Raw genomic sequence first — 24,434 nt, forward strand, 5'->3', positions numbered from 1 at the left:
GTTTCTGTTTTGGCTGCGGCTCTCCCAAACTCAGACCCTCTGCCATAATCCCTCTGTCAATAGGGTTTGAGACGCGCTAACCCTGTGGCACTTTGGTAGTTATTGCCATTCATGGCATGGGTTCTGTAGGTAAATCTACTTTGGTAGCAGGACTTGCACATGACCCAGAGGTGAAAAAACACTTCTGTGATGGCATTCTTTGGGTAACTTTAGGTCAGCAACCCAAAGTTCTCGAACTGCTGGGTGGTTGGGTGCAGGCTTTGGGCGACTACAATCACCGTGCCATCAATGTAGAGGTAACATCTAAGCATCTTGGAGATTTGCTTCAAGATAAGGCAATGCTGCTGATAGTAGACGATGCCTGGAATACAGTAGATGTTCAACCTTTTAAGGTAGGCGGATCTCGCTGTAAGATACTGGTTACAACCCGTGAGAGTGCGATCGCTAAAGTACTTGGAGCCAGCATTTATAGTTTAGATGTGATGAAGCCAGAACAGGCGATGGAACTCTTGACCAAATTGCTAGGACGTAATTTGATAGATTTGGAGCGTCAGGAGGCTGAAGCTTTAACTAAAGCAGTTGGTTATCTTCCCCTAGCATTAGAACTGGCAGCTGCTCAAGTCAAGGATGGGACTCGCTGGGCAGTTCTGTTGCAGGATCTTCAGCAAGAGGTTGCACGCTTAAAAACATTTGACGACCCTGAAGCTAGAGACTTTATTGACGAGGCAAGCTTAAAACGTTTTAGCTTAACTGCATCATTAAATCTGAGTATACAGCGATTGCCAGAAGAAAACCGACTAGATTTCACCTGGTTGGGAGTCTTACCAGAGGATGTAAACATTACTCAGATGATGACGGCAACGCTTTGGGATATGGATGAGCGTGATGCTTTTGATAGATTGCGATACCTGGGGAGTAAAGCACTACTATTACCTAGTATTCCTCTAGCCGATGGAACACTGACCTATAGGTTACACGATCTATTGCATGACTTGGCACGTAATTTGTTAACTGCTTCTATAACACCGAAACGGAGGGGTGATTTGCCAGGGCTAGGTTTGAGTTTTGCTACTGCTCAAGTCAACTTTTTACAGCAATATCGGCAAAAGACTCAAAAAAACCTTTGGCATACACTACCCAATGATGGTTATATTCATCAAAATTTAGTTTGGCATTTAGAGAAGGCTGGACAGATAGAAGAAATTCACCAGTTATTGCGGGAGGAGTCTGCAACTGGGAACAATGGCTGGTATGAAGTGCGTGAAAAGTTGGCACAAACTGCGGGTTACATCACAGATATTTTTCGTGCTTGGGAATTAGCAGAAGCGAATGGGAGTGAAGCAACTTTGCCGCAAATGGTAGGTTTGCAATGTCGCTATGCTTTGATTACGGCTTCCCTTAATAGTTTGGCAGGTAATGTACTAGTAGAACTGCTGGTTGCACTAGTCAAAAACAAGGTGTGGACTCCTGAGCAAGGACTAGCTTACGCTCTACAAAACCCCAATCTAGAACAGAAAGCGAGATCGGTTACAGAGTTAGTCAACTATTTGCCACCAAATCTTCAAGACTTAGCGCTGCAAAAAGCGCTAACTGCTGCCAGAGAAATTCAGGATGAGTATCCTCGCGCCAATGCCTTGAGTGCCTTAGCTGAGAAACTGCCAGAACTTTTGCCAGAAGCCCTCGCTGCTGCCAGGTCAATTCAGTCTGAGTATCCTCGCGCCAATGCTTTAAGTCTCTTAGCTAAAAAACTGCCACCAGAGTTATTGCCAGAAGCCCTCGCTGCTGTCAGGTCAATTCAGAATGAGGAATATCGCACCAATGCCTTTAGAGCTTTAGCTGAGAAACTGCCACCAGAGTTATTGCCAGAAGCTCTTGCTGCCACCACCAAGAAAATTCAGGATGAGAATTATCGCGCCAATGCTTTGAGTGCCTTAGCTGAAAAACTGCCAGAACTTTTGCCAGAAGCCCTCGCTGCTGCCAGCGAAATTCAGAATGAAGAGTATCGCACCAATGTTTTGAGTGCCTTAGCTGAAAAACTCCCACCAGAGTTGTTGTCAAAAGCCCTCGCTGCTGTTAGGGAAATTCAGAATGAGGAGTATCGCGCCAAGGCTTTTAGAGCTTTAGCTGAGAAACTGCCAGAAGTTTGGCCAGAAGCCCTCGCTGCTGCTAGGGAGATTCAGGAGTATTCTCGTGCCAATGCTTTGAGTCTCTTAGCTGAGAAACTGCCACCAGTGTTGTTCCCAGAGGCTCTCGCTACTGTCAGGGAGATTCAGAATGAGTATTTTCGTGCCAATGCTTTGAGTCTCTTAGCTAAAAAATTGCCACCAGAGTTGTTGCCAGAAGCCCTTGCTGTTACCAGAGAAATTGAGGATGAGAGTGGTCGCACCAATGCTTTGAGTGCTTTAGCGGAGAAACTGCCACCACACTTATTGCCACAAGCCCTCGCTGCTACTATGGAGATTCAGAATCAGGAGTATCGCGCCTATACCTTGAGAGCTTTAGCAGAGAAACTGCCACAAGTATTGCCACAAGCCCTTGCTGCTGCCAGAGAAATTCTGCATGAGTATTCTCGCACTGATGCCTTAAAAGCTTTAGCAGAGAAACTGCCACCAGAGTTGTTACCAGAAGCCCTTGCTGCTGTCAGGTCAATTCAGGATGAGTATTTTCGTGCTAATGCTTTGAGTGCCTTAGCCGAGAAACTGCCACCAGATTTGTTACCAGAAGCTCTCGCTGCTGTCAGGGAAATTCAAAATGAGAGATATCGTGCCGATGCTTTGAGTTCCCTAGTAGAGAAACTGCCAGAAGTTTTGCCAGAAGCCCTCACTGCTGCCAGAGAAATTCAGTATGAAGAGTATCGCGCCAATGCTTTGAGTGCCTTAGCTAAGAAACTACCACCAGAGTTGTTGCCAGAAGCCCTTGCTGCTGCAAGAAAAATTCAAGATGAGCGGTATCGCGCTAATGCCTTGAGTGCCTTAGCAGAGAAACTACCACGAGAGTTGTTGCCACAAGCCCTTGCTGCTGCTAGGGAGATTCAGTATGAGGAATATCGCGCCAATACTTTGAGTGCCTTAGCTAAAAAACGGCCAGAAGTTTTGCCAGAAGCCCTTGCTGCTGTCAGGAAGATTCAGAATGACTATTCTCGTGCCAATGCTTTAAGTGCCTTAGCTAAAAAACTGCCACCAGAGTTGTTGACAGAAGCCCTTGCTGCTGCTAAGGAGATTGAAAATGAGAGCGATCGCGCCGATGCCTTGAGTGCCTTAGCTGAAAAACTGCCACCAGAGTTATTCCCAGAAGCCCTTGCTGCTGCCAGGGAGATTCAGAATGAGAAGAATCGCACCAATGCCTTGAGTGCCTTAGCTAAGAAACTGCCACCAGTGTTGTTGCCACAAGCCCTTGCTGCTGCCAGGGAAATTCAAGATGAAAATTATCGGGCTAATGCTTTGAGTGCCTTAGCTGAAAAACTACCACCAGAGTTGTTGCCACAAGCCCTAATAGCAGCTAGGGAGATTCAAAATCAGGAGCCTCACGCTAATGCCTTGAGTGCTTTAGCTTCTGGTTTGTCACAAATGCCAGCTGCCGAACTTTTCCCTCTTTGGCAAGATACACTTCATCAACTCTCTCTTCGCACTCGCCCTAACTTGCTACAAGATATCAAGGCATTGTTTCCAGTTATCTTTGCATTAGGTGGTCAAGCAGCAACGGCAGAAATTGCTCATGCTATTCAAGATGTGGCAAGATGGTGGCGGTGATTTAACAGTTATCAGTTCGTTACACATCACCTATTTACATTAGTCATAAAATCATCAAAGAAATTGTTTAGACTCTCAATGAGCGATCGCCAGGGATTATCTTTGGCAATGAGAACAATAGCATTACCGATTTTTTTAATATAAACTTCTGTGCCAGTGAGTTGAAAATCTTCGGGCAAAATAACAACTTGGTGAATGCCATCAGTGCTGAGTTTGACAGGGTTCATGATATTACTTTTCTTCTGTTGCAGTTGCTCATCGTTAAACTGTAGCCTTTCCCAGTCTTTAGCTCTAACCCAAGCGTATTGGATACTATTCATCAATCCAATTACTCAAAAATTCTACCTGATTCTGCATTTCTTCTGCTGACTTAGCTGCAATTAATCTCAAAATACCGCGCATTAGTTCTCCCACTGAGTAACGTTGCTGCTGTACCAAAATCATTCCTGCATGAGATTGTTCTTTGCTTAAAAAATCAGCGTGCAAACGATAGAAATCTCTGATATTAGAACTATATAAAACAAAACCTTGCTCAGTTGCCCACGTTAGCTGTTCTTCATCGGTATATCCCAGCCTATTCAAATTTAGACTTGTAAACACATCTACACCACGGTTTTGTAGAGCCAGAACTAGAGAACGTGCCGTAGAATCCTCATCCATATACAAGCGAATTCGGCTCATGAAAGTTTTTGAATTTTATGCAGTTTCTCTAATCTGTCTCCCTCTGCCTCTTCTGCTGCAATGTCAGCATCAATTTGGTCGCGGTTAGCATGATAATAAGCTAAAGCTGCATAAACCTGCGCTAAGGTCAAATGACTAATTTGATCTGCAATCTCTTCTGCACTATAACCTTGTTTGTACCAGATGGCTATGCGCCTGACTGTCACGCCTGTACCAGCAATAATTGGACAACCGCCGTGTATTTCCGAATGATGGTTAATCAGTGTACCAATATCAGTAATAGTTGTCAAAACTTGTTCTCCTAAATGTCTCACACTAAATATTATTCTCTATAAGATTCATTACTTTGCACTTGCTTGGCTACACAGGCAAAGCCTGGATGTTGCGCGACTTTGAAATAACGATCGCATAACTCATTATCTCTGCTCTGAGCGGTTAGCAAGATATTCATCTATAGTCACTGACTCACCATCGCTATACTCAGCGCGAACTGCTTGAATTTCTGTCAGTGTTTCTGCATCGTCTTCGTACAATGCTTCTTCGTCTTCAAAAATTTGTTGCTCAATTAGCTCTTGAAGTTGACGTTTTTCTGTTAAATCAAGAGAAGATATTGCTTCTGCTAAAGTTTCTAAGGAAAGTTGTAATTTAACAATGGCTGGCATTTTTCTGCTTTTGAGTGTGTTTTTTTAGCACTTTGACACCATTATGCTGATTTTAACAGTTATATTTTTGTCAAGCCCTAGGTCTAAATTTATTACTTGCTGGGCGACTAGAAGTCGCGGCTACACAGACAAAACCCACCTCCGTGGGTTTAAAGCCTCAATTTTTCTTTAGTCTCTTATAGGAGCAGTTTCGCAACTTATGGGAGCAGTTTCGCAACTTATGGGAGCAGTTTCGCAACTTATAGGAGCAGTTTCGCAACTTATGGGAGCAGCTTCGCAACTTACGGGAGCAGGTTCGCAACTTATGGGAGCAGGTTCGCAACTTATGGGAGCAGGTTCGCAACTTACGGAAGCAGGTTCGCAACTTACGGAAGCAGGTTCGCAACTTACGGGAGCAGTCTCCCTTAAAGTTTTGATAAAGCTGAGACAATTATCTTTATAAATACCAACCTCTAGTAATTAAGTTACGAAAAATTACTGTTATCAATCAAAAATTTTAGTAAAAAAAATTGCGAGTTTTACTGAACCGGAACGTAGTTTAATTGAGGCAAGCTAGCTCTAGTAGCATCTTAAAGGAGTAATTTTATGTCTCGAAAAAAACGCACATCCCGCATTCTAGAAAAAGCTCAGTTAAGATCGGCTGGACTAAAATCAATTGTTCCAAGCGTCAAATTTGATGAAGATTATAGTCTAGAAAAATTAGTTGAGTCAATCGACCAGTTACGCAACAAAATTGATGTTTATAATACTGCTCTGTCTGTAGTTGACTCTTCTAAAACTGAAATTGAAGAGATGGAAAAAAACTTGAGTCAGCTTTCTGAGAAGATGCTGATGGTACTTGCAATCAAATACGGCAAAGACAGCCGCGAATATGAGATGGCAGGTGGTGTTCGCTATAGCGATCGCATCCGCAAAATCAGATCAAGCCGCTTGAAAAATGTTGCAGAACAAGCATCAGATGAGAATGCTAAAACTGCATAGAAGGGCTTAAAAACTTCCAAGTAAAAAAATACTCAACTACTTCTTGTGGGGCGGGCATCTTGCCCGCCCATAGCCAAAGGCGGGCAAGATGCCCACCCCACAAGATTAAATAATTTATTTGTTCACAATCCCTAACAAGTTTCTTGAGCAACTTGTCTGATAAATTGGACGTTAGCACGGTAGCAAAATCAGCACATAATACATATAGTCAATAACGAGCTAGCGTCCACCAAAAGCTACTAATGCCGCAAAATAACCAAACTGCTGTCGAATTTCGCGATGTCACCTTTAGCCGCAATCATCGCCCCTTGGTGTCAAATCTCAATTTCACCATCCGTCAAGGAGAAGCACTGGTATTACTTGGGCGCAGTGGTAGCGGCAAAACCACCACAATGAAGTTAATTAATCGCCTATTTACACCTACACAAGGCGAAGTTTTATTTGATGATATTCCCACAACTCAATGGGATGAAATTAAACTGCGGCAAAAAATTGGTTACGTTATTCAAGAAATTGGTTTATTTCCCCATTTTACAGTTGAACGCAATGTGGGTTTAGTCCCGGCTTTGGAAGGTTGGCAATCTAAACAAATTAAAATGCGGGTTTATGAGTTATTGCAATTAGTGGGTTTAGAACCAGCACAATTTGCTGGGCGTTACCCGCACGAACTTTCAGGAGGACAAAGGCAAAGAGTCGGTGTAGCTAGGGCTTTAGCAGCAGATCCGCCTGTGTTGTTGATGGATGAACCCTTTGGCGCACTCGATCCAATTACGCGCTTAGAACTGCAACAAGAGTTTCGGCGTTTGCAGCAAGAGTTAGGTAAAACAGTTGTGTTTGTCACCCACGATATTCAAGAAGCCTTGGTTTTGGCATCAAGAATTGGTTTAATGTATGGCGGAGAATTGGTAGTATTGGGGACAACAGATGAATTTATGCGATCGCAACACCCAGAAAGCCTAGCCTTTCTTAAATGTCTGCGTTCCTTCCAAGACAATTTATGAAAAATTTCTTCCTTGTTAAGTATGCCCCAGAAATTCTTCAGCATACTCTTGAACACTTGTTTTTAGTAGGCATCGCTATTGGAATTGCCATACTTATAGGCATTCCATTAGGTATTTTAATTACACGTAAAACTTATCTTCGCCAACCAATTCTCGGCATAGCAAATATTCTCCAAACTATTCCTAGTTTGGCACTATTTGGTTTACTCATTCCTGTTCCGATAATTGGCGGAATTGGGGCTGTACCAGCAATTGTTGCTCTGACTGTATATTCCTTGCTGCCGATAATTCGGAACACTTACACTGGTATTACTGGTGTAGATCCAGCGATTCGAGAGGCTGGGAGAGGTATGGGAATGACAGATAGACAATTGTTATTGCAAGTTGAGATTCCCTTAGCAATGGGAGTAATTTTAGCAGGTGTGCGAGTAGCAACGGTAATTGCTATTGGCATTGCAACCATTGCCGCAGCGATTGGTGCTGGTGGCTTGGGAGTCTTTATTTTTCGCGGCATATCAGTAGTGAACGATCAGTTAATTTTAGCTGGTGCAGTTCCGGCGGCGGTAATTGCACTATTGGCTGACTTTGCAATTGGCTGGTTGGAGAATAAATTAAAAATTAAAAATTAATGAAAAGATTTTTAGCATCGTGCTTTTTAACTTTTACTTTGTTATTAGTAATTACTAGCTGCACACCAAATGTAAATAGTAGCAGTGATGGCAATATTATTGTTGCTTCCAAAGATTTTACCGAGCAAGATATTTTAGGTGAACTTTTAGCACAGCAAATAGAAGCAACAACTAATTTAAAAGTTTCCCGTCGCCCCCGCTTAGGTGGTTCTTTTGTTTGTCATAGCGCGATTACTACTGGCAAAATTGATGCTTATATTGAGTATACAGGTACAGCTTTTACGGGAATTTTAAAGCAAAAAGCAGTTAATGACCCTAAAGAAGTTTATGAAAGGTTAAAACAAGCATACTCCCAGCAATTCAATTTGGAAGTGATGCCAAGCTTGGGTTTTGAAAACACTTTTGCGATGATTGTCCGGGGTAATGATGCCAAACGCTACAATATTCAAACTCTCTCTCAAGCTACTCAATATACACCGCAGTGGCGCGGTGGTTTTGGTTACGAGTTTTTAGAACGAGAAGATGGTTTTCCTGGATTAGCTAAAACTTACGCTTTACGCTTTGCCAAACCTCCTCAAATCATGGACTTGGGTTTAATATATCGTGCTTTGATTCAAAAACAAGTAGATATGGTGGCGGGAAATTCCACTGATGGGCAGATTTCTCGGTTGGGTTTAGTTGTCTTAAAAGATGATAAACATTATTTTCCGCCTTACGAAACTGTGCCAATTGTTCGGCAAGAAATATTAAAAAAATATCCCGAATTAAAAACTGCGATCGCTTCACTTACCGGAAAGATTTCGGCAGATGAAATGCGGCAATTAAACTATTTAGTTGAGGGGGAATTACGTGATATTAAAGATGTTGTCCAGGAGTTTCGCAAATTGAAGGGATTAAAATAATTCGTAATTCGTAATTCGTAATTCGTAATTAAGGGTTAGCTTAACGCCCAGAAAACAGTCGGGTGTATTAGGGACTTCCAAGAAATAAATTATTCCATCTTGTGGGGTGGGCATCCTGACCGCCCTGAATATGGGACGGGTGTTAGCGTAGCGGCACGTAGTGCGGACACCCATCCCACAAGCAAATTTTGGATGTTTTTTTATTTGGAAGTCCCTTAGAGGATGTTTGAAAAGTGGTTGGCTGTATCTTTGCACTTATTGATCTCCCCTAACCCCCCTTAAAAAAGGGGGAACCGGAATCAAAATCCCCCTTTTTTAGGGGAGCCACTGCGGGAACAGGGGTCTCCCCAAATGAAGCAAGTGGCGTGGATTTAGGGGGATCTAAAACGTTTTGCTACCGATAAGAGGACTTTTCAAACATCCTCTTATGGAAGCCGTAACACACCCTACTGTTGTCCATGTAAAAAGTTTTTTAACCACCTCATGACTTCACTTGTTGTTTGCTCGTTGGCCATTTGGAGACATTGCTGTACAATTTCTCTGACGTTAGGAAAGTAGCTGCTTTCTGTAAGCACATAACTTTCTTCCCGTAATCTATAAATTAATAGCCGATTACTCTTTAATATCCAGACTTCTGGCACTCGATAAGGCAAGAAATCATTAATGTCAGTGTAGCTTGTCACATCTATTTCAATTGCTAAATCTGGTGGTGGATCTGACTCCCAATTAATTCTTTTTTTGCCTACTACTGCTCTACAATTCTCAATGTAAAAGCAAAAGTCTGGTTCAATACCACTAATCTCTGGCAAGCTCATGGTGATGGGCGTAAATGACTCGTATATGCGGTTTAAATGGTCAAGTAGAGCTATTACTATCAATGCCAACAAACTCGCATCTCTTCCATGTTCTGGTAGCGGTGCCATCAGTAAAATTTCTCCAGGTCGATATTTAATACGAGGTGAGGAGCGATCGCCTAGTTGCTGACTCAATACTTGATAGTCTTGCCAGTCTCCCAAAAGCTTTAACACTGCGCCAGGTGGTAACTCGATTCTTTGTGGTGTAATTACGGTATCCATATTAACTCACATTGTAGATATTGCCGTAGACGCAAAGCGGCTTGTCGCAAGACATCGCATTACATGGAGGATGTGCGATTAGAGGATTAATGAATTCAATGAACAGATTATATCAAAGGCTTTTACTTACAAATACAAAGCCACGGCTCTTATTTGATGAGGGATCATTAGTGAGCATTGCTTTCCATAAATCTGCTGTTTTTACCCAAACTGGTGGATATTTATAACGAGAAACATCCATAATTAAAAATCTATCTGTTTGCTCATTATATGCTGCTACAGGGGAAATATGTCCTCCTTTCTCTTGACCTATTTCTTTGCGTAGATAGTTTACTAAAATGAAATTTTGCGGTTGTTTTAAATTTTCTGCCGCTTGTTTGCGGAACTGCTCTAAGCTAGTGTCGGCAGCATGGTAAACATTTACTTTAACGCCATAGCTGGCTAGTAATTGCCCTAACTGGTCTAAAGTCATACCTTGACGAGATACAGCTTCAGCAGTTAGCACTTTTTTTGTATTATCGTTGCTAAAAAAGTTTTCTTGAGTAAATACTCGATATGGTTTGTATTGGGATGCTTCTGGTGCTGGAATTTGTAGACCATTCAGTACCATAACCATACTAGCAACACCACAATATGCCTGATTATTTTGAGTAGTGAATTGCATACTCAGTGGGAAAAAGTCTTCTTTTGCTTTACTTTCAAATAATAATTTTTCACCTTCAGGTGTACTAAAACCTACTAAGTTAGAGGAAAGTGGTAATGTTTGAGAGAGAACGCTTCCAGTAGAGATACATAAGCCAATAGTTAAAGCTTTGACAAATGTTTTACTGATTTTTAGTAACATAACATTTATAAGTACTGTAAAATTTTCAAATCACATCATATTAATAATCTCACACCAAGATTGCTAAACAACTATAAAATTTTAGGAGAAATGACATAAAAATGCTTACTGTTGCTAAATCCAAGCAGGTTACGCTTGCAATCTTTTCTTTCACCCTGGTTGTTTACAGCCAAGTTGCATCAGCCGCCTTAACTTTACCCCTACGCAGCAAAAAGGGAATGGTGGTTTCAGCGCATCCCTTAGCGAGTGAGGCGGGAATTTTGATGTTACGCAAAGGTGGTAATGCAGTAGATGCAGCCGTAGCCACAACTTTTGCAATCTCTGTAGTTGAGCCTTTTTCAGCAGGAATCGGCGGCGGCGGATTTTTGCTGATGCACTCTGAGAAAACTGGCGACATGAAAGCGCTAGATTTCCGCGAACGCGCACCCCTGAAAGCTACAAGAAATATGTATCTGGATGCAAAAGGAAAGGTGCGCCCGAATGCAAGTATTAATGGTTATTTGGCAGTGGCGACACCAGGAACGGTGGCGGGACTTTATGAAGTGCATCGTCGCTATGGTAAACTCTCTTGGCAAGAGGTGATGAAGCCTGCGATCGCACTCGCTAAAGACGGCTTTATGGTTAGCGATATGGTAACTTGGCATTCTCTGCAAGCAAACGATTCTCGTAAGCAAGCGGTTCTCAACAATCCAGCCGCACGGGAAATTTTCACTCGCAACGGTGAATTTTATAAACCAGGGGACAAGCTGGTGCAGCGTGATTTAGCACGCACTTTAGGCGCAATTGCTCAAAATCCCCAAAGTTTTTACACCGGAAGTATAGCTGGAGCGATCGCTTCTGATATGGTAAAAAATGGTGGTTTAGTTACTCTAGAAGACCTGAAAGCCTACAAACCAATCTGGCGGACTCCTATTTGTGGGAATTTCCGCAAAGCTAAAGTTTGCTCAATGCCACCCCCATCATCGGGAGGTGTTCACCTATTGCAGATTTTAAATATTATCGGTGACACTGATTTGAAATCTTTAGGATGGCATCATCCCGATGCTATCCACTTAATGGTAGAGGCAATGAAGATTGCTTACAGCGATCGCTCAGAATATTTAGGCGATCCTGATTTTGTCAAAGTTCCTGTGCAAGAACTACTCAGTCCAGCTTACGCCAAACAACGCCGTCAAGAAATTAATATGGAAGTGGCTAGACCCTCGACCAAGGTCAAGCCAGTAGATAGAAAGACACTACAACGTTTTAGTCAAGCTAATAATCGGAGTTTAGGAGAAAATACCATTCCGTTATCTCATCAGTCTCTTAAACTGCACGCGATGCGGTATGAATCTCCCCAAACCAGTCATCTTACTGTTGTGGATGAAGAACGCAACGCTGTAAGTCTGACTTTCACAGTTAACCTAATTTTTGGTGCTGGTGTGGTGACACCGGGAACTGGAATTGTCCTCAACAATGAGATGGATGATTTTGCTGCTGCGCCAGGAGTGCCTAACGCCTTTGGTTTAGTTGGTAACGATGCCAACAACATTGCACCCCGCAAAACTCCTGTATCCAGCATGACTCCCACAATTGTCACAGAAAATGGTCATTTTCGGATGGCAGCAGGTGCGCCTGGTGGTAGCACCATCATCACCCAGGTTTTGCAAGTTATCCTGAATGTGCTGGAATACAACATGGATGTTGGCGCAGCTGTTTCTGTTCCACGCATACATCATCAATGGCTTCCAGATGAGTTGCGCGTAGAACCTTGGAGTTTGGATGCTCTGACTATACAAGACTTACGCCGTCGGGGGCATAAAATTAAGGAAACTACTCCTTGGGGTAATGGTAACGCGATCGCGGTTACATCTGATGGAACTCTAGAAGGCGCGGCAGATCCTCGCGGTGAAGGTTCCCCCAGAGGTTTGTGAGCAAGTCAGGGACTGGAAAGACGCGAATGACCAATGACAAATAACCAATGACAAATGACCAATGACAAATAACAAATGACTATTGATTTTGGATTGTTGACTCTGCGTAGCTACTGCTGCCAAACTCATTTGCGCGTGCGCTAGGTACTAGTGTCCAACCTGCTTTGAGAAGTTTTTGATAAGTTGCCCAACCTTTAGAACCACCTGGTATTTGATAATCTGGGACTGTCAAATGTCCAAAAGCCGTGTAGGGCCGCCAAGGCTGATTGGGTTCTGTCTGCAAATACAAAATTTTCTCTCCGTCGCCACCAGACTTAGATAACCAGCACATTTGTCGATGCATTGCAAACTCCTTTGCTTTTAGCTAACAACTAACGCATAATATCAGACTTTTGTCAAGTTACTTCTCACCCTTGTGAGCTATTTTTGGACACGCAGATAAACAGATTTGCCTCACCTTATCTATTAGGGTGAGATTTTTCTCATGTTATCCGCGTTTTTTGCGATCGTGTGTAACAATAACTACTGTTTTCAGCGTGGGTCGGGAATTTGCAATCTGCTGTATTTCTAACAAACAGAAGTCAGGAGCCAGAATTCTGACTCCTGACTGAAGAGGCAGGGGGGAAGGGAAGCAGGGAGCAGGGGGAAATCTCCATACATAAAAAATGTATTTGCTCTAAAGTAAGAACGTGTTATTTCTTGTGTTACACATCTCAAATTGAACAACTTAACAGCAATACAATCGAGGTTTAGCCAAAGGTCGAGTTGTGATTGAGCATATCAATCTTTCTGGCCATTTTGTCGCCGACAATGCCGCGAATTGTCTGTACTAATTGGGTGTATGCAAAGTCAGACAAAGCTGGTGTTGTTTCTTGCAAGTCAATTGGTTGATCTAAATCAATCCATGACTTGCAGCCGCCGTATTTAGGATGATAAGGAATTTCTTGCTCTTGGGGTAGTTTATATGTCCGCAGGAGGATAATATAAAGGGGTTGACGTGGTTTCCATTTAAGGCGATCGCTAATAAAATGCTCGTTCCAAATATGGAATGGAAGCAAGGCGTTGACAAGAAATTCGTCACTAACTGGCAAAATATCTGTAATTTCAGCCCAACTGCCGATGCGAACTGTCTCTGGATGCCAACCTGATGTTACTGGATAAACACGATCGGCATACTCAGCTTTGAGCATGAAAGCTTGTTGATGTTCATAAGTAGGGTAAAGCAAAATTTGCTTTTGGGCAATTTGGAAATTTCCATTTCGTTCATGGATACCCCCTTTGCGGAGCAACATAATTGTTTTACCACTTTCCAAAGCATTTACGGCGACTGCCCATTCTTTGAGAGCATGAAAAGTTGTAGTCAATTCCATCAGCATCTACTGTAACTCTGATTTAATTCAAGCTAAGATCGATAAAGTGTGAAACTGTCCAAGGGAATGAATTAGAAAGCAGTTATAAAAAAGCGATCGCTAGCAACCCAGCAGATAATCGTGCTAAAAATAAACTGTTTCAACGCGAAAACTTTGAATATGCTCAACAAAGGCTACAAAAATTACGTTCCATAGCCCTTTGTTCATAATTGTACCCTTGCTCAGTTAGCTTTGCCGTGGTTAATTGCCCAACCCCAAATCAATGCTATTGCAGGGCGCGTTATCCCCAACAAGCACTAGATAAGGCATTAGCCGCCCATATTAAGCTTTATCCTACCCAATTAGTAAAAATTGATGCAATTGGACGTATTCTCAGCAATTGTTTGGATGAGAGTCAAATTATGAGGACTTGATGACAATGCAGTTTGATTAGCTATGCTGATCTCTCGAAGATCCCCTCAAATATCTTAAAAAGATAGTCAGGGATCAAATATCTGGTGCTAGATTGCAAAATTTAACAAAACATCAACTTTAGTAAACGAAGAGTTGCAACTTACAAACTAAGTGATACTTTAAATAGTAGGACACCAAACAAAATAAAAGCAAATTAAATGGGGAAATGACTTAGTGTCCCCTGTCATAAACCCAAGCAAATTTCAGCATATCAAGATTACAAAAGTGGCAAAAGCCTAATGTAGAAGGCAAAGCCAAATCCCAAAGCAGAAAAACGCAAGAATGCTGAGTTTGTTAATTGTTTAGTCCACCCTAGTTATTAACTTTCAATTACTTAATTAGTTTAACAATTTGAAACCCTGTAAACTCGATAAAACCTGGTCAACCTTGACCAGGTTTTTGGCATTTTATGAATATAAACTAATACGCAATTTAAGAGGTTGTTTGAAAAGTGGTTGGCTGTGATTTTAGGTACTTATTGATCCCCCCTAGCCCCCCTTAAAAAGGGGGGAAAACTTCTTAAAGTCCCCCTTTTTAAGGGGAGCCACTGCGGTCTTGGGGAGCCAGTGCGGTCTTGGGGTCTCCCCAAGTGGAGCATCTGGCGTGGTCTCCCTAAGTGAAGCAAGTGGCGTGGATTTAGGGGGATCTAAAACGTTTTGCTACCGAGAAGAGGACTTTTCAAACATCCTCTAAGGGTTTTGGCGCTAACCCAAGCGAATTGGAATATAAACTTAAATTAAGACTATAAATAATTTTAAAGCAGCGAAGAAAATAGAATAGTAATGTATCCTGTTAGGAAAATTTGATGAAATACAATAGATTTTTAAATAAAATTACTACAGTTATTATTATCACAATCCTTTCTTTTTCTTGTAAGTCTTCTACTAGCACAAAAACAGAAAAGGCACAAGTAACAGATAAATCGAAACCCGAAGCGAATCTTGTCTATGGAAATTTAATTATTAAAGAGCAATCAGATTATTTAATGATTCCCGTTGTTCTTCCAGAGCAGAACGAAGATAAACAAATTGATTTAAGCTTTTCACGTTCTTATGAGAGAAATAACCAATTATCTAACATCATATTTTATCGTAAGCAAGATGGTGAAGCTCATATTTTATTAGATAAAAAAGCCATTATCGCCTCTTTTGATTTATTAGAGATAAAAGCCGTAGAGAAGCCGCCTACAAGAGTTTGGTTGTATAAAATCCTTGATAAAGATACAAATATAGATACAAAAATTAACAGCGAAGATGCTACTATTGGCTATCTTTCTGATTTATCAGGTAAGAATCTTCAGCAAATTACCCCAAACAATACTCAAATCATCAATTGGGTTGTTGTTCCAAGTCAAAATGCAATTTTTCTAAAAATTATCAAAGACTCAGATAATGATAAAAAATTTACAGGAAAAGATAAAACTAATTTTATTAGGGTTAACCTAGATAAACCTACTATGGGATCTGAGATTATTAGTAATCAGATAGAGCAAGAAATTAAGTCATCCGTTCTAAAATGATTAGGTTTATCGAACAGAATTCAGGACGGGCTAAACCCTAGTACCGCTTCGCGTAATTCGTAATTCGTAATTCGTAATTCGTAATTACCGTTGCGTAACGGTTTTAGACATTTTAAATGGTCTGTTTATTTCCGCCGTACTGTACTAGCTATCCGCTAACAGGAGGAGGTAGTGCGGTCTTGGAGTTCTCCCCAAGTAGAGCAACTACCGTTCAGAATAAAGCCTCCTGCACGCTGGGCGAACAATATGTCTTCGCTATGAGCGAGTCTGCGAGCTTGTTAATTCTGACTGGAGCAACTGAAACGTCTCCGGCTCCGCTCCTGTTAGCAATAGCGGGGCGTTTAGCCCATTCAGAATAGCTGAATTCTTCTTCATGGAGATGTCTAATTATATGGAATCTGTGACAATACAGTTTAATCATCCCAGCCATGATAAATAAGATTGTGGAAGCTCAGGCATGAGTCATGGATGTGAATGGTAACATTACCCTGATAGCCCAAACACTTACAGTAAATCCTGTGGGTTCCTGGTTATCAATTATTTCTTGTCATGCTTATGGTTAAAACAACTAGGATTTTTGGCGCGAATTCTGTAAAAGTTAAAATACAGAAGCAGCCAGGGCGTTGGCATAAAACCACACTGGCTTACTTGTTGCGTTTACCTTTGTACTTCCTGATAGCTTTGCTATGCATCTTGGGTTCACCTGTGCTAGCCAAAGTTCCTGGCTCAATTAATTCCTCGTCCCAAATACAAATTAACAATTTGACATCGCTGGGTGTGGTGAATGAACCAGACTCGCTACTTCAACAGGGCAAATTTTTATACAATTCTGGTAACTTTGCTAAGGCGGTAGAAGTTTTACAACAGGCTGTCCAAGCATATAAGCAGCAAGGAGAAAGCCTTAGACTGGCAGCGACACTGAGTAATCTTTCTCTAGCTTATCAGCAACTTGGTTTATGGAGTCAAGCACAGCAGGCAATTACAGAGAGCTTAAACTTACTCAAAGGACAAGATGAAAGCCAAAATCTCCAAATCTTGGCCCAATCACTGGATATTCAAGGTCGTCTCCAACTGAGAATGGGACAAGCCGAGGCAGCTTTGGTAACTTGGCAGCAGACAGAATCAATTTACAGGCAAGCGGATAATCAAAGTGGCGTGGTGCGATCGCTAATCAATGAAGCACAGGCGTGGCGAACCCAAGGATTTTACCCCCGCGCTGTCAAAACACTCGATCGGGTAAGTCAGACGTTAAAATCTCAACCAGATTCTATAGAAAAGACAGTGAGTTTGCGATCGCTCGGTGATGCTCTTTTAGTAGTGGGCGATTTGCAAAAGTCACGTCAGGCGCTAGAAGAAAGTCTGACGATTGCTCGACATCTGCAATCAAGCGCAGATATTGCAGCCAGTCTGTTCAGCCTGGGGAATAATGCCCGTAAACAAAAAGACAACCTACTGGCGATCGCCTATTATCAACAAACAGTTGCAGCATCTCCCCCAACCTTAATAAAAGTCCAAGCCCACCTCAATTACCTGAGCCTACTGATTGAAGATCAACGATGGGCAGAGGTTCAAACTCTCTTACCGTTGATTGAGTCCGAACTCGCTCAACTTCCTCCCAGCCGGGCTAACATTTATGCTCACGTTAACTTTTCCCAAAGTTTGGCAAAAGTCAAGGGTGGTATATTGCAAGCATCCAGTCAGCATTACTACCCAGGATTCAGCACCAAAGACTCAGCAGTATTACTCGCCAGCGCCATTGAGCAATCCCGCAGTTTAGGGGACAAGCGGGCAGAAGCATACTCACTAAAGAGTTTAGGCGGCTTATATGAACAAACCGGACAGTTGTCATCCGCGCAAGAGCTTACCCGGCAAGGATTAGCTTTAGCACAGAGCAGCAATGCACCAGAAATCACCTACACCTTAGAATGGCAGTTAGGTAGATTGCTGCGGGCACAAAAAGACATGAATGGTGCGATCGCGGCCTATGATGCAGCTGTGGAAACTCTCCAGTCCCTTCGCAGAGATTTAGTAGTCAATAAAGACGTAGTTAACCAAGATGTACAATTCAACTTTCGTGACAGCGTAGAACCCATCTACCGAGAGTCAGTAGAGTTACTGCTAAAATCTCAAGGAGGAAAACCAGATCAAAAAATATTGGAGAAAGCACGCCAACGCATTGAAGCACTGCAAATAGCAGAATTAGACGACTTCTTTCGAGAAACTTGCCTACAAGGACAGAGAGTAGCCCTCGATCAAATGGTGGATAAAGATAATCCCACAGCTGCCATCCTTTATCCGATTATTCTTCCTGACGAACTCCAGGTTATTGTCAAAATTCCCAAACAACCCCTGCAAAGCTACACTACTCCGATTTCCCATACAGAAGTAGAGAAACTCTTAGTAAAACTGCGAAAAAATCTTGTCGATCCCACCGCTACCAAAGTCGTCCAAACCCAGGCGCATCAAGTCTACAACTGGCTGATTCAACCCATTGAGTCAAAATTGCAAAAAAGTGGGGTAGATACCCTAGTGTTCATCCTGGATGGTTCCTTACGCAATTTACCAATGGCAGCTTTATACGATGGTAAGCAATACTTGGTAGAGAAATATGCAATTGCTCTGAGCGTGGGTCTGCAACTCCTCGATCCTAAACCACTGGTAAAACAGCAGCTAAGAGCGCTAACCGCAGGACTGACTCAGCCGCCACCAGGTTTTTCCAAGTTTGCACCGTTGCTTGCAATCAAATCTGAATTCGACGGCATTACCAAAGCAGGAGTCTCGACAACTAGCCTACTAGATGGAGATTTTAAGAAAAAGAATTTAGAGGGTGAAATTAGTGCTGCTTCATTCAACATAGTGCATTTAGCAACCCACGGTCAGTTTAGTTCCCGCCTTGAAGAGACTTTTATTTTGGATTTCGATGGTCAGATCAATGTCAAAGATTTTGATACTCTTTTTCGCAGTCAGGGTAAAACCATAGTAGAGCTACTAGTTTTAAGTGCTTGCCAAACAGCAGCAGGAGACAGCCGTGCAGCACTGGGTCTTGCAGGAGCAGCTGTCCGGGCTGGCGCACGCAGTACCATAGCCTCACTGTGGCAGATTGATGATGAATCAACGGCAATGTTTGTTAGTGCCTTCTATCGAGAACTCAAGAGTGGCAAAATCACCAAAGCCAAAGCTGTCCACCTTGCCCAGCTACAACTGTTGCAACACCCTAACTACAAAGCACCAAGCTTCTGGTCTGCCTATGTGTTGATTGGCAATTGGTTGTAACTTGGGCACATGGCCCATACAGAGCATGAGAATGGCTGATTAAAGGCTGCTGCCTCCAGTGATACATTGAGGCTCTAACTCAATGAATGCATTTCCATACCGAGTATGGTTTTACCCACCTTGAAAGGGCTAGTTAAAGATAATCGTAGGTTGGGGAGCCACTGCGTTGCGCGGGCTAAGAGCGTTGTAGCAAGTGGCGTTGGAGGCTTTGCCAAAGCCAACATTCTGATATATGTTGGGTTGGGTTGCGCTCCGCTTCACCCAACCTACGTCTAATGAAGTAAGTTAGCGCGAAGAAAAAACCAAGTATGTTACGAAACGTAAATAGGCTTAATACCCTTACTAATGACTAATACTTCGACTACGCTCAGTACAAGTGACAAAGGACAAACGACAGCCTTAGCGAGTTAGCTTTAATTGCACCAACCTACTTACTGCTAATTTGTATTCTAGTTCGTTAATTTCCCAGCTATCTTTAATTTATTAGTCTGTGAGCTTGATCACATAATTAATATGTTTAAACTCACTGCTAATTTAAACAACTTAGTATAAAAGTTTAAAAATAATAAAAGTTCAAAGCTTTTACAACTCTCATTTATGAAAAGTTTGACCCCTTACTGTGGAATAACAATGACTGAACTTTAATAACGCTAAAATTATCGACTTCCGTATATGGCAGGGTTTTTGTGTTCGCCTCTATCGAAAGGCATAAAAGTCTTGATAGATTGGGCAAAAGTCATAAAAGCCAAGCAAATCAAGGATTATTCGTGTTGGTTATCGTTCCTGAACCGAAATTACCCTTTATTTATAACGCGGATAGAACATCGCGCTTTTGGGTGTTTCTTGTGTAAAAGTATTAGAGGAGGATTAAGCAATATTGTCGTTTGAACAAATATGATGAGCGTTTTTCTGAAATGAGTGAGGTTAGAATATAAGGTATTATGACTTGCACCATACTGTGTCTCTCAAATGTTTAAAGATTTAATGTATAGATGCTTTCTAACTGTATTTTTTTGGCTAAAAGTTATCTAGTACGTAATATTTCAGAAAATTTACACTAAAAAATGCATAAACTATTCAAATTTTAGATTAATCAGTGTAAGCTAATTATGTAAATATGCTTTTTGCAAAATTATTTAAGCACTAGCACTAATTATTCTATAGGAGGTGTAGTAAAAACTACATATTGTCTTAAGTGTACGCTCCAGGACTCTAAAGACGGCTTGAAAAAGACTGACTTTAGTATCTTTCAAGCAAACCAAAGTGATATTTAAGTGAGATTTTCGTCACTAGAAAAATCTCAAGAAATTTTGATGTGCGTTATGGCTTTTCTTGTCTATTGACTGTAGCCTGCCCGAAACCAGCTTTATAATGTTGGAGGTTATGGGCTGTAGACTGAAGCTGCTCCCGGAGGTAATACCCTAGAATCGGGAAATTCTAGGGTAAAAACACCGGTTCACAAATGCACATTTTGTAAACCTCTGATTAACCCTATAAGATTAGTCAGCAGCGTAGTTGCAGTGTTTTTGCTGTCAGGCTTTGATCACACAACTACGATGGATTACGTTTGCCCATAATTTACGACTTAGTGCAATTAATAACAATTATGTCACACCATTTTACTAACGACAAGGCTGTTGAAAAGCTAGGGATATGTAAAATCAAGCTTTTAACGCTTTTTGCACGTCAGGTATGCAACGGCATGGAAGCTAATTTTCAGCCAGGAAATTTTTCTCACAATCAATATCTGGAAAAAATACCGGGGGCTGGTGATTGCGATCTAGGAGAATTCTCATAGCGATCGATTCACCAAATTTTGATCTGAAAATAATTCCTTTTAATCACAAACTACGAACACAGCTTATTCAGTAAAGACAGTCTAGATGAACTGTGTAACAGTACTAAGCATGAAAAAAGTGCTGGAAACTGAGGGCTGGCGGTGATTTAGCGGACTGCAATTTGTAGTGGGCAATCCCTGGTGTTTTTCTCCCCTGCTCCCTGCTTCCCTGCTCCCTTGTCATATCAAGGGGGCTGCTTACCAGGCAAAAATACCTTTTATGTATAAGACAAAGCTATTTCCTCTCAGGAGGCTTAAAGTTTCCTTGCAGACATAGCAGTATAAAACCATACTTTTATTTAGTTGGAGATTAGAAAATGCCATCAGTGCTTTCTGAGCAACATATAGGCGAAAGGCTTTTGTACACCTTGGGTGCAAAGCTTTCAGAAAAAGAATTACAAAACCTATTGGCAGCAATGGAGATTGTGGAGCCGCCAGTAGCAAAGCAGTTTTGGCAATCTGCACAGACTAATCCTGGTATCTACATTATCCTTACAGGTAAAGTTCGACTATTAGATAGCTCTGAGAATTTAATCACTACCTTTGGTGCATGGTCTATTTTCGGCGAAGTGACTCTGTTTCCCGAAGCCAAGTTTAGTCCTTATGTAGTTAGAGCTTCGACAAACTTAAAACTTGGCTATTTCAGCCAAGATGTACTGCAAATATTAATAGACAAGTATCCTAACATTAGCGATCGCCTATACACCCATGCAGAACTATGGGATTTACTGCTGTTATGTCGCCAAACCTCACAATTCCCCTGCCATACATCACAAATTCCAGGGATGCTCAAAGCCTTATCTCTCTTTGAACGGCATCAACTAGAAACTGGTTCTATAAGTCCACAAATATCCCAAGATTCCCAGTTGTGGCTATTGTATAGAGGCCAACTGCGGCATTCTCAAGACCATTTTTTGACACCAGGCACAATCTCTGCAAAACCAAAACAAGGTGATTGGCAAGCAACACAACCAACGATTGCTTACATTCTGAAAAACTCACATCTGCAAACAGCACTAGAATACTTCCCAGAATTAGGGGAATGGGGATTAGGAACTGGCGACTCGGTATTGAGGACTAGGGAAAAAACTTCTCAATCTCCAAAATCCAAAATTATTCCTTTTCCTCAACGAGAGCAGCAGTCAGAACAACAACCAAAAAAGTCACGTTTTTACTTTCCTAGTCCGAAAGTGCAAGTAGGGCATTGGTGGAGACGCATCACCAAGAGCTATCCCTTCTATGCCCAACAAAGCACTGCTGATTGCGGCTCTGCTTGCTTAGTAATGATTGGTAACTATTGGGGTAAGCATTTTAGTATCAATCGCCTGCGGGATATGACCAACGTCAGCCGCAGTGGTGCATCTCTGAAAGCTATGGCAGCAGCAGCAGAAAACCTGGGTTTTTCCACCCGTCCGGTGAAAGCTACTCTTGATAAATTGGCAGAACAACCTTTACCTGCAATTGTCCACTGGGAAGGTAAGCACTTCATCGTTGTCTATGAAATCACGAAAAAGCGAGTGATTGTATGTGACCCTGCTCTTGGTCAACGCAGCTTGACAAAAGCTGAATTTCAAGCAGGTTGGAGTGGTTATGCCTTGTTGCTGCAACCTACAGCCCTATTAAAAAATACTAAAAACGAAAGTACAAGCTTCTGGAAATTTTTTGAGTTAATCAAGCCTCACTATCGGACACTATTAGAAATCTTTGTAGCTTCGATATTAATCCAATTATTTGGACTGGTAACGCCGGTATTCACTCAGTTGTTGCTCGATAGAGTCCTTGTGCAACGCAGCGTTACAACCTTAAACGCCATTGGTTTGGGGATGATTATTTTTGGGTTGTTTGGTGTCGCGGTCAACGCTGTACGGCAATATCTGCTATTTCATACTGCTAACCGCGTTAGTGTCTCCCTACTCGTAGGGTTTATCAAACATACCTTCCGTTTGCCCCTTTCCTATTTTGAATCGCGTTTTGTGGGGGATATAGTCTCACGCATCCAAGAAAACCAGAAAATTCAACAGTTTCTCACTGGTCAGACACTCTCCATTGTGCTGGATATGCTGACATTAGTGGTTTATCTGGCCTTGATGTTCTCTTATAGCTGGCGGATGTCATTATTTGTGCTATGTACTGTCCCGCCCTTTTTTATCCTGGCACTGGCTAGCACAAGTATTTTGCGCCGCATCTCCAGAGAGATTTTTGATGCAGGCGCTAAAGAACAAAGCTATCTCATCGAATCCCTAAGCGGAATTCGTACCGTCCGGTCATTGTCTATTGAACAGACTGTGCGCTGGCGCTGGGAAGAATTGCTGAATGATTTGGTTAAAAAAGCCTTTAATGCCCAGATAATCGGCAATCGCCTGCAAATTATCAGTGGTGTGATCCAAACGTTTGTCAATACTGCATTGTTGTGGTATGGGGCGATCCAGGTAATTAATGGCGAACTGACTATTGGACAATTAGTTGCTTTCAATATGTTGGTGGGTAACGTCTTGAGTCCTTTCCAGAGGTTGGCTATGCTGTGGAATCAATTGCAGGAAATTGTAATTTCCACCGAACGCATCAATGATGTGTTGGAGGCGGAACCAGAAGAAGACTTAGAAACGAAACCCCGGAAGTCGTTGGGTAAGCTACGCGGTAACATTAGCTTTGAAAATGTCACCTTTCGCTATCACTCAGAAAGTCAGACTAACGTCTTAGAAAATCTTAACTTTGAAATCAAACCAGAACAGATGGTTGCAGTGGTGGGGCGCAGTGGTTCTGGAAAAACAACCCTCAGTAAGTTGATTTTGGGTTTATATCCTCCGACAAATGGCAAAGTACTGATTGATGGTCGTGATATTAGTGGTATTTCGTTGCGATCGCTCCGTTCTCAAATTGGCGTTGTAGACCAAGATACTTTTCTATTTGGTGGGACTATTCGAGAAAACATTGCGATCGCTCATCCAAATGCCTCTTTAGAAGAAATTATCCAAGCCGCAAAATATGCCGGAGCCGATGATTTTATTCAAAAACTACCAATGGGTTACGAATCTGAAATTGGTGAAGGCGGCGGTATGCTCTCTGGCGGACAGCGCCAACGTCTAGCGATCGCTCGCGCTTTGCTCGGAAATCCTCGCTTATTACTCTTTGATGAAGCTACTAGCCACCTAGATTCCGAATCAGAACGAATTATTCAAAACAACCTCAAAACAATTCTCCAAGGGCGCACAAGTGTAATTATTGCCCATCGCCTCTCTACAGTCCGCAACGCTGACTTGATTCTAGTTTTAGACCAAGGCGTTTTGGTCGAAAGCGGCACTCACGACGAATTAATCGCGAAAAAAGGTCATTATTACTACCTGAATCAACAACAACTGGCTCAAGTTAGTTGATGGGGAATGGGGCATGAAGAAGAGACAAAGGAGACAAGGAAGAGGGGGGAGACAAGGAAGAGACTATTCAATAATTCCCCCCTTGTCCTCCTTGTCCTCCTTGTCTCCCTCATCCCCCTCACTCCCCCATCTCCCCATTCCCCACTCCCCATTCCCTACTGTTATCGGAA

Annotated in this window: 20 protein-coding genes and 1 pseudogene; 13 read left to right on the forward strand and 8 right to left on the reverse strand. The window is 42.1% G+C overall.

Features of this window, described 5'->3' with window-relative positions; genetic code table 11:
• Window positions 1-92 precede the first annotated feature (92 nt).
• A complete protein-coding gene (locus HWQ36_RS28960) occupies window positions 93-3,749 on the forward strand; it encodes an NB-ARC domain-containing protein (protein WP_292709272.1) in 3,657 nt (1,218 codons plus the stop codon).
• Window positions 3,750-3,775: 26 nt separating this feature from the next.
• On the opposite strand, the gene HWQ36_RS28965 is transcribed toward HWQ36_RS28960, so the two are convergent.
• The 4 genes from HWQ36_RS28965 to HWQ36_RS28980 form a co-directional block, all read right to left on the reverse strand.
• Window positions 3,776-3,976: an AbrB/MazE/SpoVT family DNA-binding domain-containing protein gene (locus tag HWQ36_RS28965; protein ID WP_292709407.1), complete on the reverse strand. Its 201-nt coding sequence runs from the start codon at window positions 3,974-3,976 to the stop codon at window positions 3,776-3,778.
• An 85-nt stretch (window positions 3,977-4,061) separates the two neighbouring features.
• The gene (locus HWQ36_RS28970; protein ID WP_292709274.1) at window positions 4,062-4,430 is read right to left on the reverse strand and encodes a DUF5615 family PIN-like protein; all 369 of its coding nucleotides are present in this window, start codon (window positions 4,428-4,430) and stop codon (window positions 4,062-4,064) included.
• Window positions 4,427-4,720, reverse strand: a complete 294-nt coding sequence (locus tag HWQ36_RS28975; protein WP_292709276.1) for a DUF433 domain-containing protein — start codon at window positions 4,718-4,720, stop codon at window positions 4,427-4,429. Before HWQ36_RS28975 ends, HWQ36_RS28970 begins: the two co-directional genes overlap by 4 nt.
• Before the next feature lie 126 nt (window positions 4,721-4,846).
• The gene (locus HWQ36_RS28980) at window positions 4,847-5,092 is read right to left on the reverse strand and encodes a hypothetical protein (RefSeq protein WP_292709278.1); all 246 of its coding nucleotides are present in this window, start codon (window positions 5,090-5,092) and stop codon (window positions 4,847-4,849) included.
• Window positions 5,093-5,291: 199 nt separating this feature from the next.
• Here HWQ36_RS28980 and HWQ36_RS28985 point away from each other — a divergent pair, with 199 nt between their 5' ends.
• From HWQ36_RS28985 to HWQ36_RS29005, 5 genes are all read left to right on the forward strand, one after another.
• Window positions 5,292-5,534, forward strand: a complete 243-nt coding sequence (locus HWQ36_RS28985; RefSeq protein ID WP_292709280.1) for a hypothetical protein — start codon at window positions 5,292-5,294, stop codon at window positions 5,532-5,534.
• A 143-nt stretch (window positions 5,535-5,677) separates the two neighbouring features.
• Window positions 5,678-6,073, forward strand: coding sequence for a hypothetical protein (locus tag HWQ36_RS28990; RefSeq protein ID WP_292709282.1), 396 nt, complete (start codon window positions 5,678-5,680; stop codon window positions 6,071-6,073).
• Window positions 6,074-6,315: 242 nt separating this feature from the next.
• Entirely contained in the window at window positions 6,316-7,074 is a 759-nt protein-coding gene (locus HWQ36_RS28995) for an ATP-binding cassette domain-containing protein (protein WP_292709284.1), read from the forward strand.
• Window positions 7,071-7,703: an ABC transporter permease gene (locus HWQ36_RS29000; RefSeq protein ID WP_163927431.1), complete on the forward strand. Its 633-nt coding sequence runs from the start codon at window positions 7,071-7,073 to the stop codon at window positions 7,701-7,703. Before HWQ36_RS28995 ends, HWQ36_RS29000 begins: the two co-directional genes overlap by 4 nt.
• Window positions 7,703-8,605: a glycine betaine ABC transporter substrate-binding protein gene (locus tag HWQ36_RS29005; protein ID WP_292709286.1), complete on the forward strand. Its 903-nt coding sequence runs from the start codon at window positions 7,703-7,705 to the stop codon at window positions 8,603-8,605. Before HWQ36_RS29000 ends, HWQ36_RS29005 begins: the two co-directional genes overlap by 1 nt.
• Window positions 8,606-9,051: 446 nt before the next feature.
• On the opposite strand, the gene HWQ36_RS29010 is transcribed toward HWQ36_RS29005, so the two are convergent.
• Window positions 9,052-9,681, reverse strand: a complete 630-nt coding sequence (locus HWQ36_RS29010; RefSeq protein ID WP_292709288.1) for a Uma2 family endonuclease — start codon at window positions 9,679-9,681, stop codon at window positions 9,052-9,054.
• A gap of 112 nt (window positions 9,682-9,793) precedes the next feature.
• Window positions 9,794-10,525 carry a phytochelatin synthase family protein gene (locus HWQ36_RS29015; RefSeq protein WP_292709290.1) on the reverse strand — a complete coding sequence of 244 codons (732 nt, stop codon included), beginning with the start codon at window positions 10,523-10,525 and terminating at the stop codon, window positions 9,794-9,796.
• 101 nt (window positions 10,526-10,626) lie between these two features.
• Between HWQ36_RS29015 and ggt the strand changes: the two genes are divergently transcribed.
• Window positions 10,627-12,438, forward strand: a complete 1,812-nt coding sequence (gene ggt / locus HWQ36_RS29020; RefSeq protein ID WP_292709292.1) for a gamma-glutamyltransferase — start codon at window positions 10,627-10,629, stop codon at window positions 12,436-12,438.
• A gap of 79 nt (window positions 12,439-12,517) precedes the next feature.
• Here the strand turns inward: ggt and HWQ36_RS29025 are convergent, their stop codons facing one another.
• A complete protein-coding gene (locus HWQ36_RS29025; RefSeq protein ID WP_292709294.1) occupies window positions 12,518-12,781 on the reverse strand; it encodes a hypothetical protein in 264 nt (87 codons plus the stop codon).
• A gap of 406 nt (window positions 12,782-13,187) precedes the next feature.
• On the reverse strand, window positions 13,188-13,814 hold the full coding sequence (locus HWQ36_RS29030; protein ID WP_292709296.1) for a DUF1802 family protein: 627 nt from the start codon (window positions 13,812-13,814) through the stop codon (window positions 13,188-13,190).
• 98 nt (window positions 13,815-13,912) lie between these two features.
• On the opposite strand from HWQ36_RS29030, the pseudogene HWQ36_RS29035 reads away from it, so the two are divergent.
• The 6 genes and pseudogenes from HWQ36_RS29035 to HWQ36_RS29060 all read left to right on the forward strand — a co-directional run.
• Window positions 13,913-14,221, forward strand: a pseudogene (locus HWQ36_RS29035) (aldo/keto reductase); the annotation flags it as partial.
• An 845-nt stretch (window positions 14,222-15,066) separates the two neighbouring features.
• Entirely contained in the window at window positions 15,067-15,780 is a 714-nt protein-coding gene (locus tag HWQ36_RS29040) for a hypothetical protein (RefSeq protein ID WP_292709298.1), read from the forward strand.
• A 555-nt stretch (window positions 15,781-16,335) separates the two neighbouring features.
• Window positions 16,336-19,053, forward strand: coding sequence for a CHAT domain-containing protein (locus HWQ36_RS29045; protein WP_292709300.1), 2,718 nt, complete (start codon window positions 16,336-16,338; stop codon window positions 19,051-19,053).
• Window positions 19,054-19,158: 105 nt separating this feature from the next.
• Window positions 19,159-19,329, forward strand: a complete 171-nt coding sequence (locus tag HWQ36_RS29050; protein WP_292709302.1) for a hypothetical protein — start codon at window positions 19,159-19,161, stop codon at window positions 19,327-19,329.
• 1,330 nt (window positions 19,330-20,659) lie between these two features.
• Window positions 20,660-20,851, forward strand: a complete 192-nt coding sequence (locus HWQ36_RS29055; RefSeq protein ID WP_292709304.1) for a hypothetical protein — start codon at window positions 20,660-20,662, stop codon at window positions 20,849-20,851.
• Between the two features lie 356 nt (window positions 20,852-21,207).
• On the forward strand, window positions 21,208-24,264 hold the full coding sequence (locus HWQ36_RS29060) for a peptidase domain-containing ABC transporter (RefSeq protein ID WP_292709306.1): 3,057 nt from the start codon (window positions 21,208-21,210) through the stop codon (window positions 24,262-24,264).
• Window positions 24,265-24,434 lie beyond the last annotated feature (170 nt).

The sequence above is a fragment of the Nostoc sp. NMS2 genome (genome assembly GCF_017115105.1).
Taxonomy (GTDB): Bacteria; Cyanobacteriota; Cyanobacteriia; order Cyanobacteriales; family Nostocaceae; genus Nostoc.

What these genes read in the sequence shown, in the direction of transcription:
- HWQ36_RS28970 (WP_292709274.1), bottom strand. Translation starts at nt 4,430, where the DNA reads ATGAGCCGAATTCGCTTGTATATGGATGAGGATTCTACGGCACGTTCT.
- HWQ36_RS29055 (WP_292709304.1), top strand. Translation starts at nt 20,660, where the DNA reads ATGTCACACCATTTTACTAACGACAAGGCTGTTGAAAAGCTAGGGATA.
- HWQ36_RS28965 (WP_292709407.1), bottom strand. Translation starts at nt 3,976, where the DNA reads ATGAACCCTGTCAAACTCAGCACTGATGGCATTCACCAAGTTGTTATT.
- HWQ36_RS28995 (WP_292709284.1), top strand. Translation starts at nt 6,316, where the DNA reads ATGCCGCAAAATAACCAAACTGCTGTCGAATTTCGCGATGTCACCTTT.
- HWQ36_RS29010 (WP_292709288.1), bottom strand. Translation starts at nt 9,681, where the DNA reads ATGGATACCGTAATTACACCACAAAGAATCGAGTTACCACCTGGCGCA.
- HWQ36_RS29015 (WP_292709290.1), bottom strand. Translation starts at nt 10,525, where the DNA reads ATGTTACTAAAAATCAGTAAAACATTTGTCAAAGCTTTAACTATTGGC.
- ggt (WP_292709292.1), top strand. Translation starts at nt 10,627, where the DNA reads ATGCTTACTGTTGCTAAATCCAAGCAGGTTACGCTTGCAATCTTTTCT.
- HWQ36_RS29060 (WP_292709306.1), top strand. Translation starts at nt 21,208, where the DNA reads ATGCCATCAGTGCTTTCTGAGCAACATATAGGCGAAAGGCTTTTGTAC.
- HWQ36_RS29030 (WP_292709296.1), bottom strand. Translation starts at nt 13,814, where the DNA reads ATGCTGATGGAATTGACTACAACTTTTCATGCTCTCAAAGAATGGGCA.
- HWQ36_RS28980 (WP_292709278.1), bottom strand. Translation starts at nt 5,092, where the DNA reads ATGCCAGCCATTGTTAAATTACAACTTTCCTTAGAAACTTTAGCAGAA.
- HWQ36_RS29045 (WP_292709300.1), top strand. Translation starts at nt 16,336, where the DNA reads ATGGTTAAAACAACTAGGATTTTTGGCGCGAATTCTGTAAAAGTTAAA.
- HWQ36_RS29050 (WP_292709302.1), top strand. Translation starts at nt 19,159, where the DNA reads ATGGTTTTACCCACCTTGAAAGGGCTAGTTAAAGATAATCGTAGGTTG.
- HWQ36_RS28985 (WP_292709280.1), top strand. Translation starts at nt 5,292, where the DNA reads ATGGGAGCAGTTTCGCAACTTATGGGAGCAGTTTCGCAACTTATAGGA.
- HWQ36_RS29005 (WP_292709286.1), top strand. Translation starts at nt 7,703, where the DNA reads ATGAAAAGATTTTTAGCATCGTGCTTTTTAACTTTTACTTTGTTATTA.
- HWQ36_RS28990 (WP_292709282.1), top strand. Translation starts at nt 5,678, where the DNA reads ATGTCTCGAAAAAAACGCACATCCCGCATTCTAGAAAAAGCTCAGTTA.
- HWQ36_RS29025 (WP_292709294.1), bottom strand. Translation starts at nt 12,781, where the DNA reads ATGCATCGACAAATGTGCTGGTTATCTAAGTCTGGTGGCGACGGAGAG.
- HWQ36_RS29000 (WP_163927431.1), top strand. Translation starts at nt 7,071, where the DNA reads ATGAAAAATTTCTTCCTTGTTAAGTATGCCCCAGAAATTCTTCAGCAT.
- HWQ36_RS29040 (WP_292709298.1), top strand. Translation starts at nt 15,067, where the DNA reads ATGAAATACAATAGATTTTTAAATAAAATTACTACAGTTATTATTATC.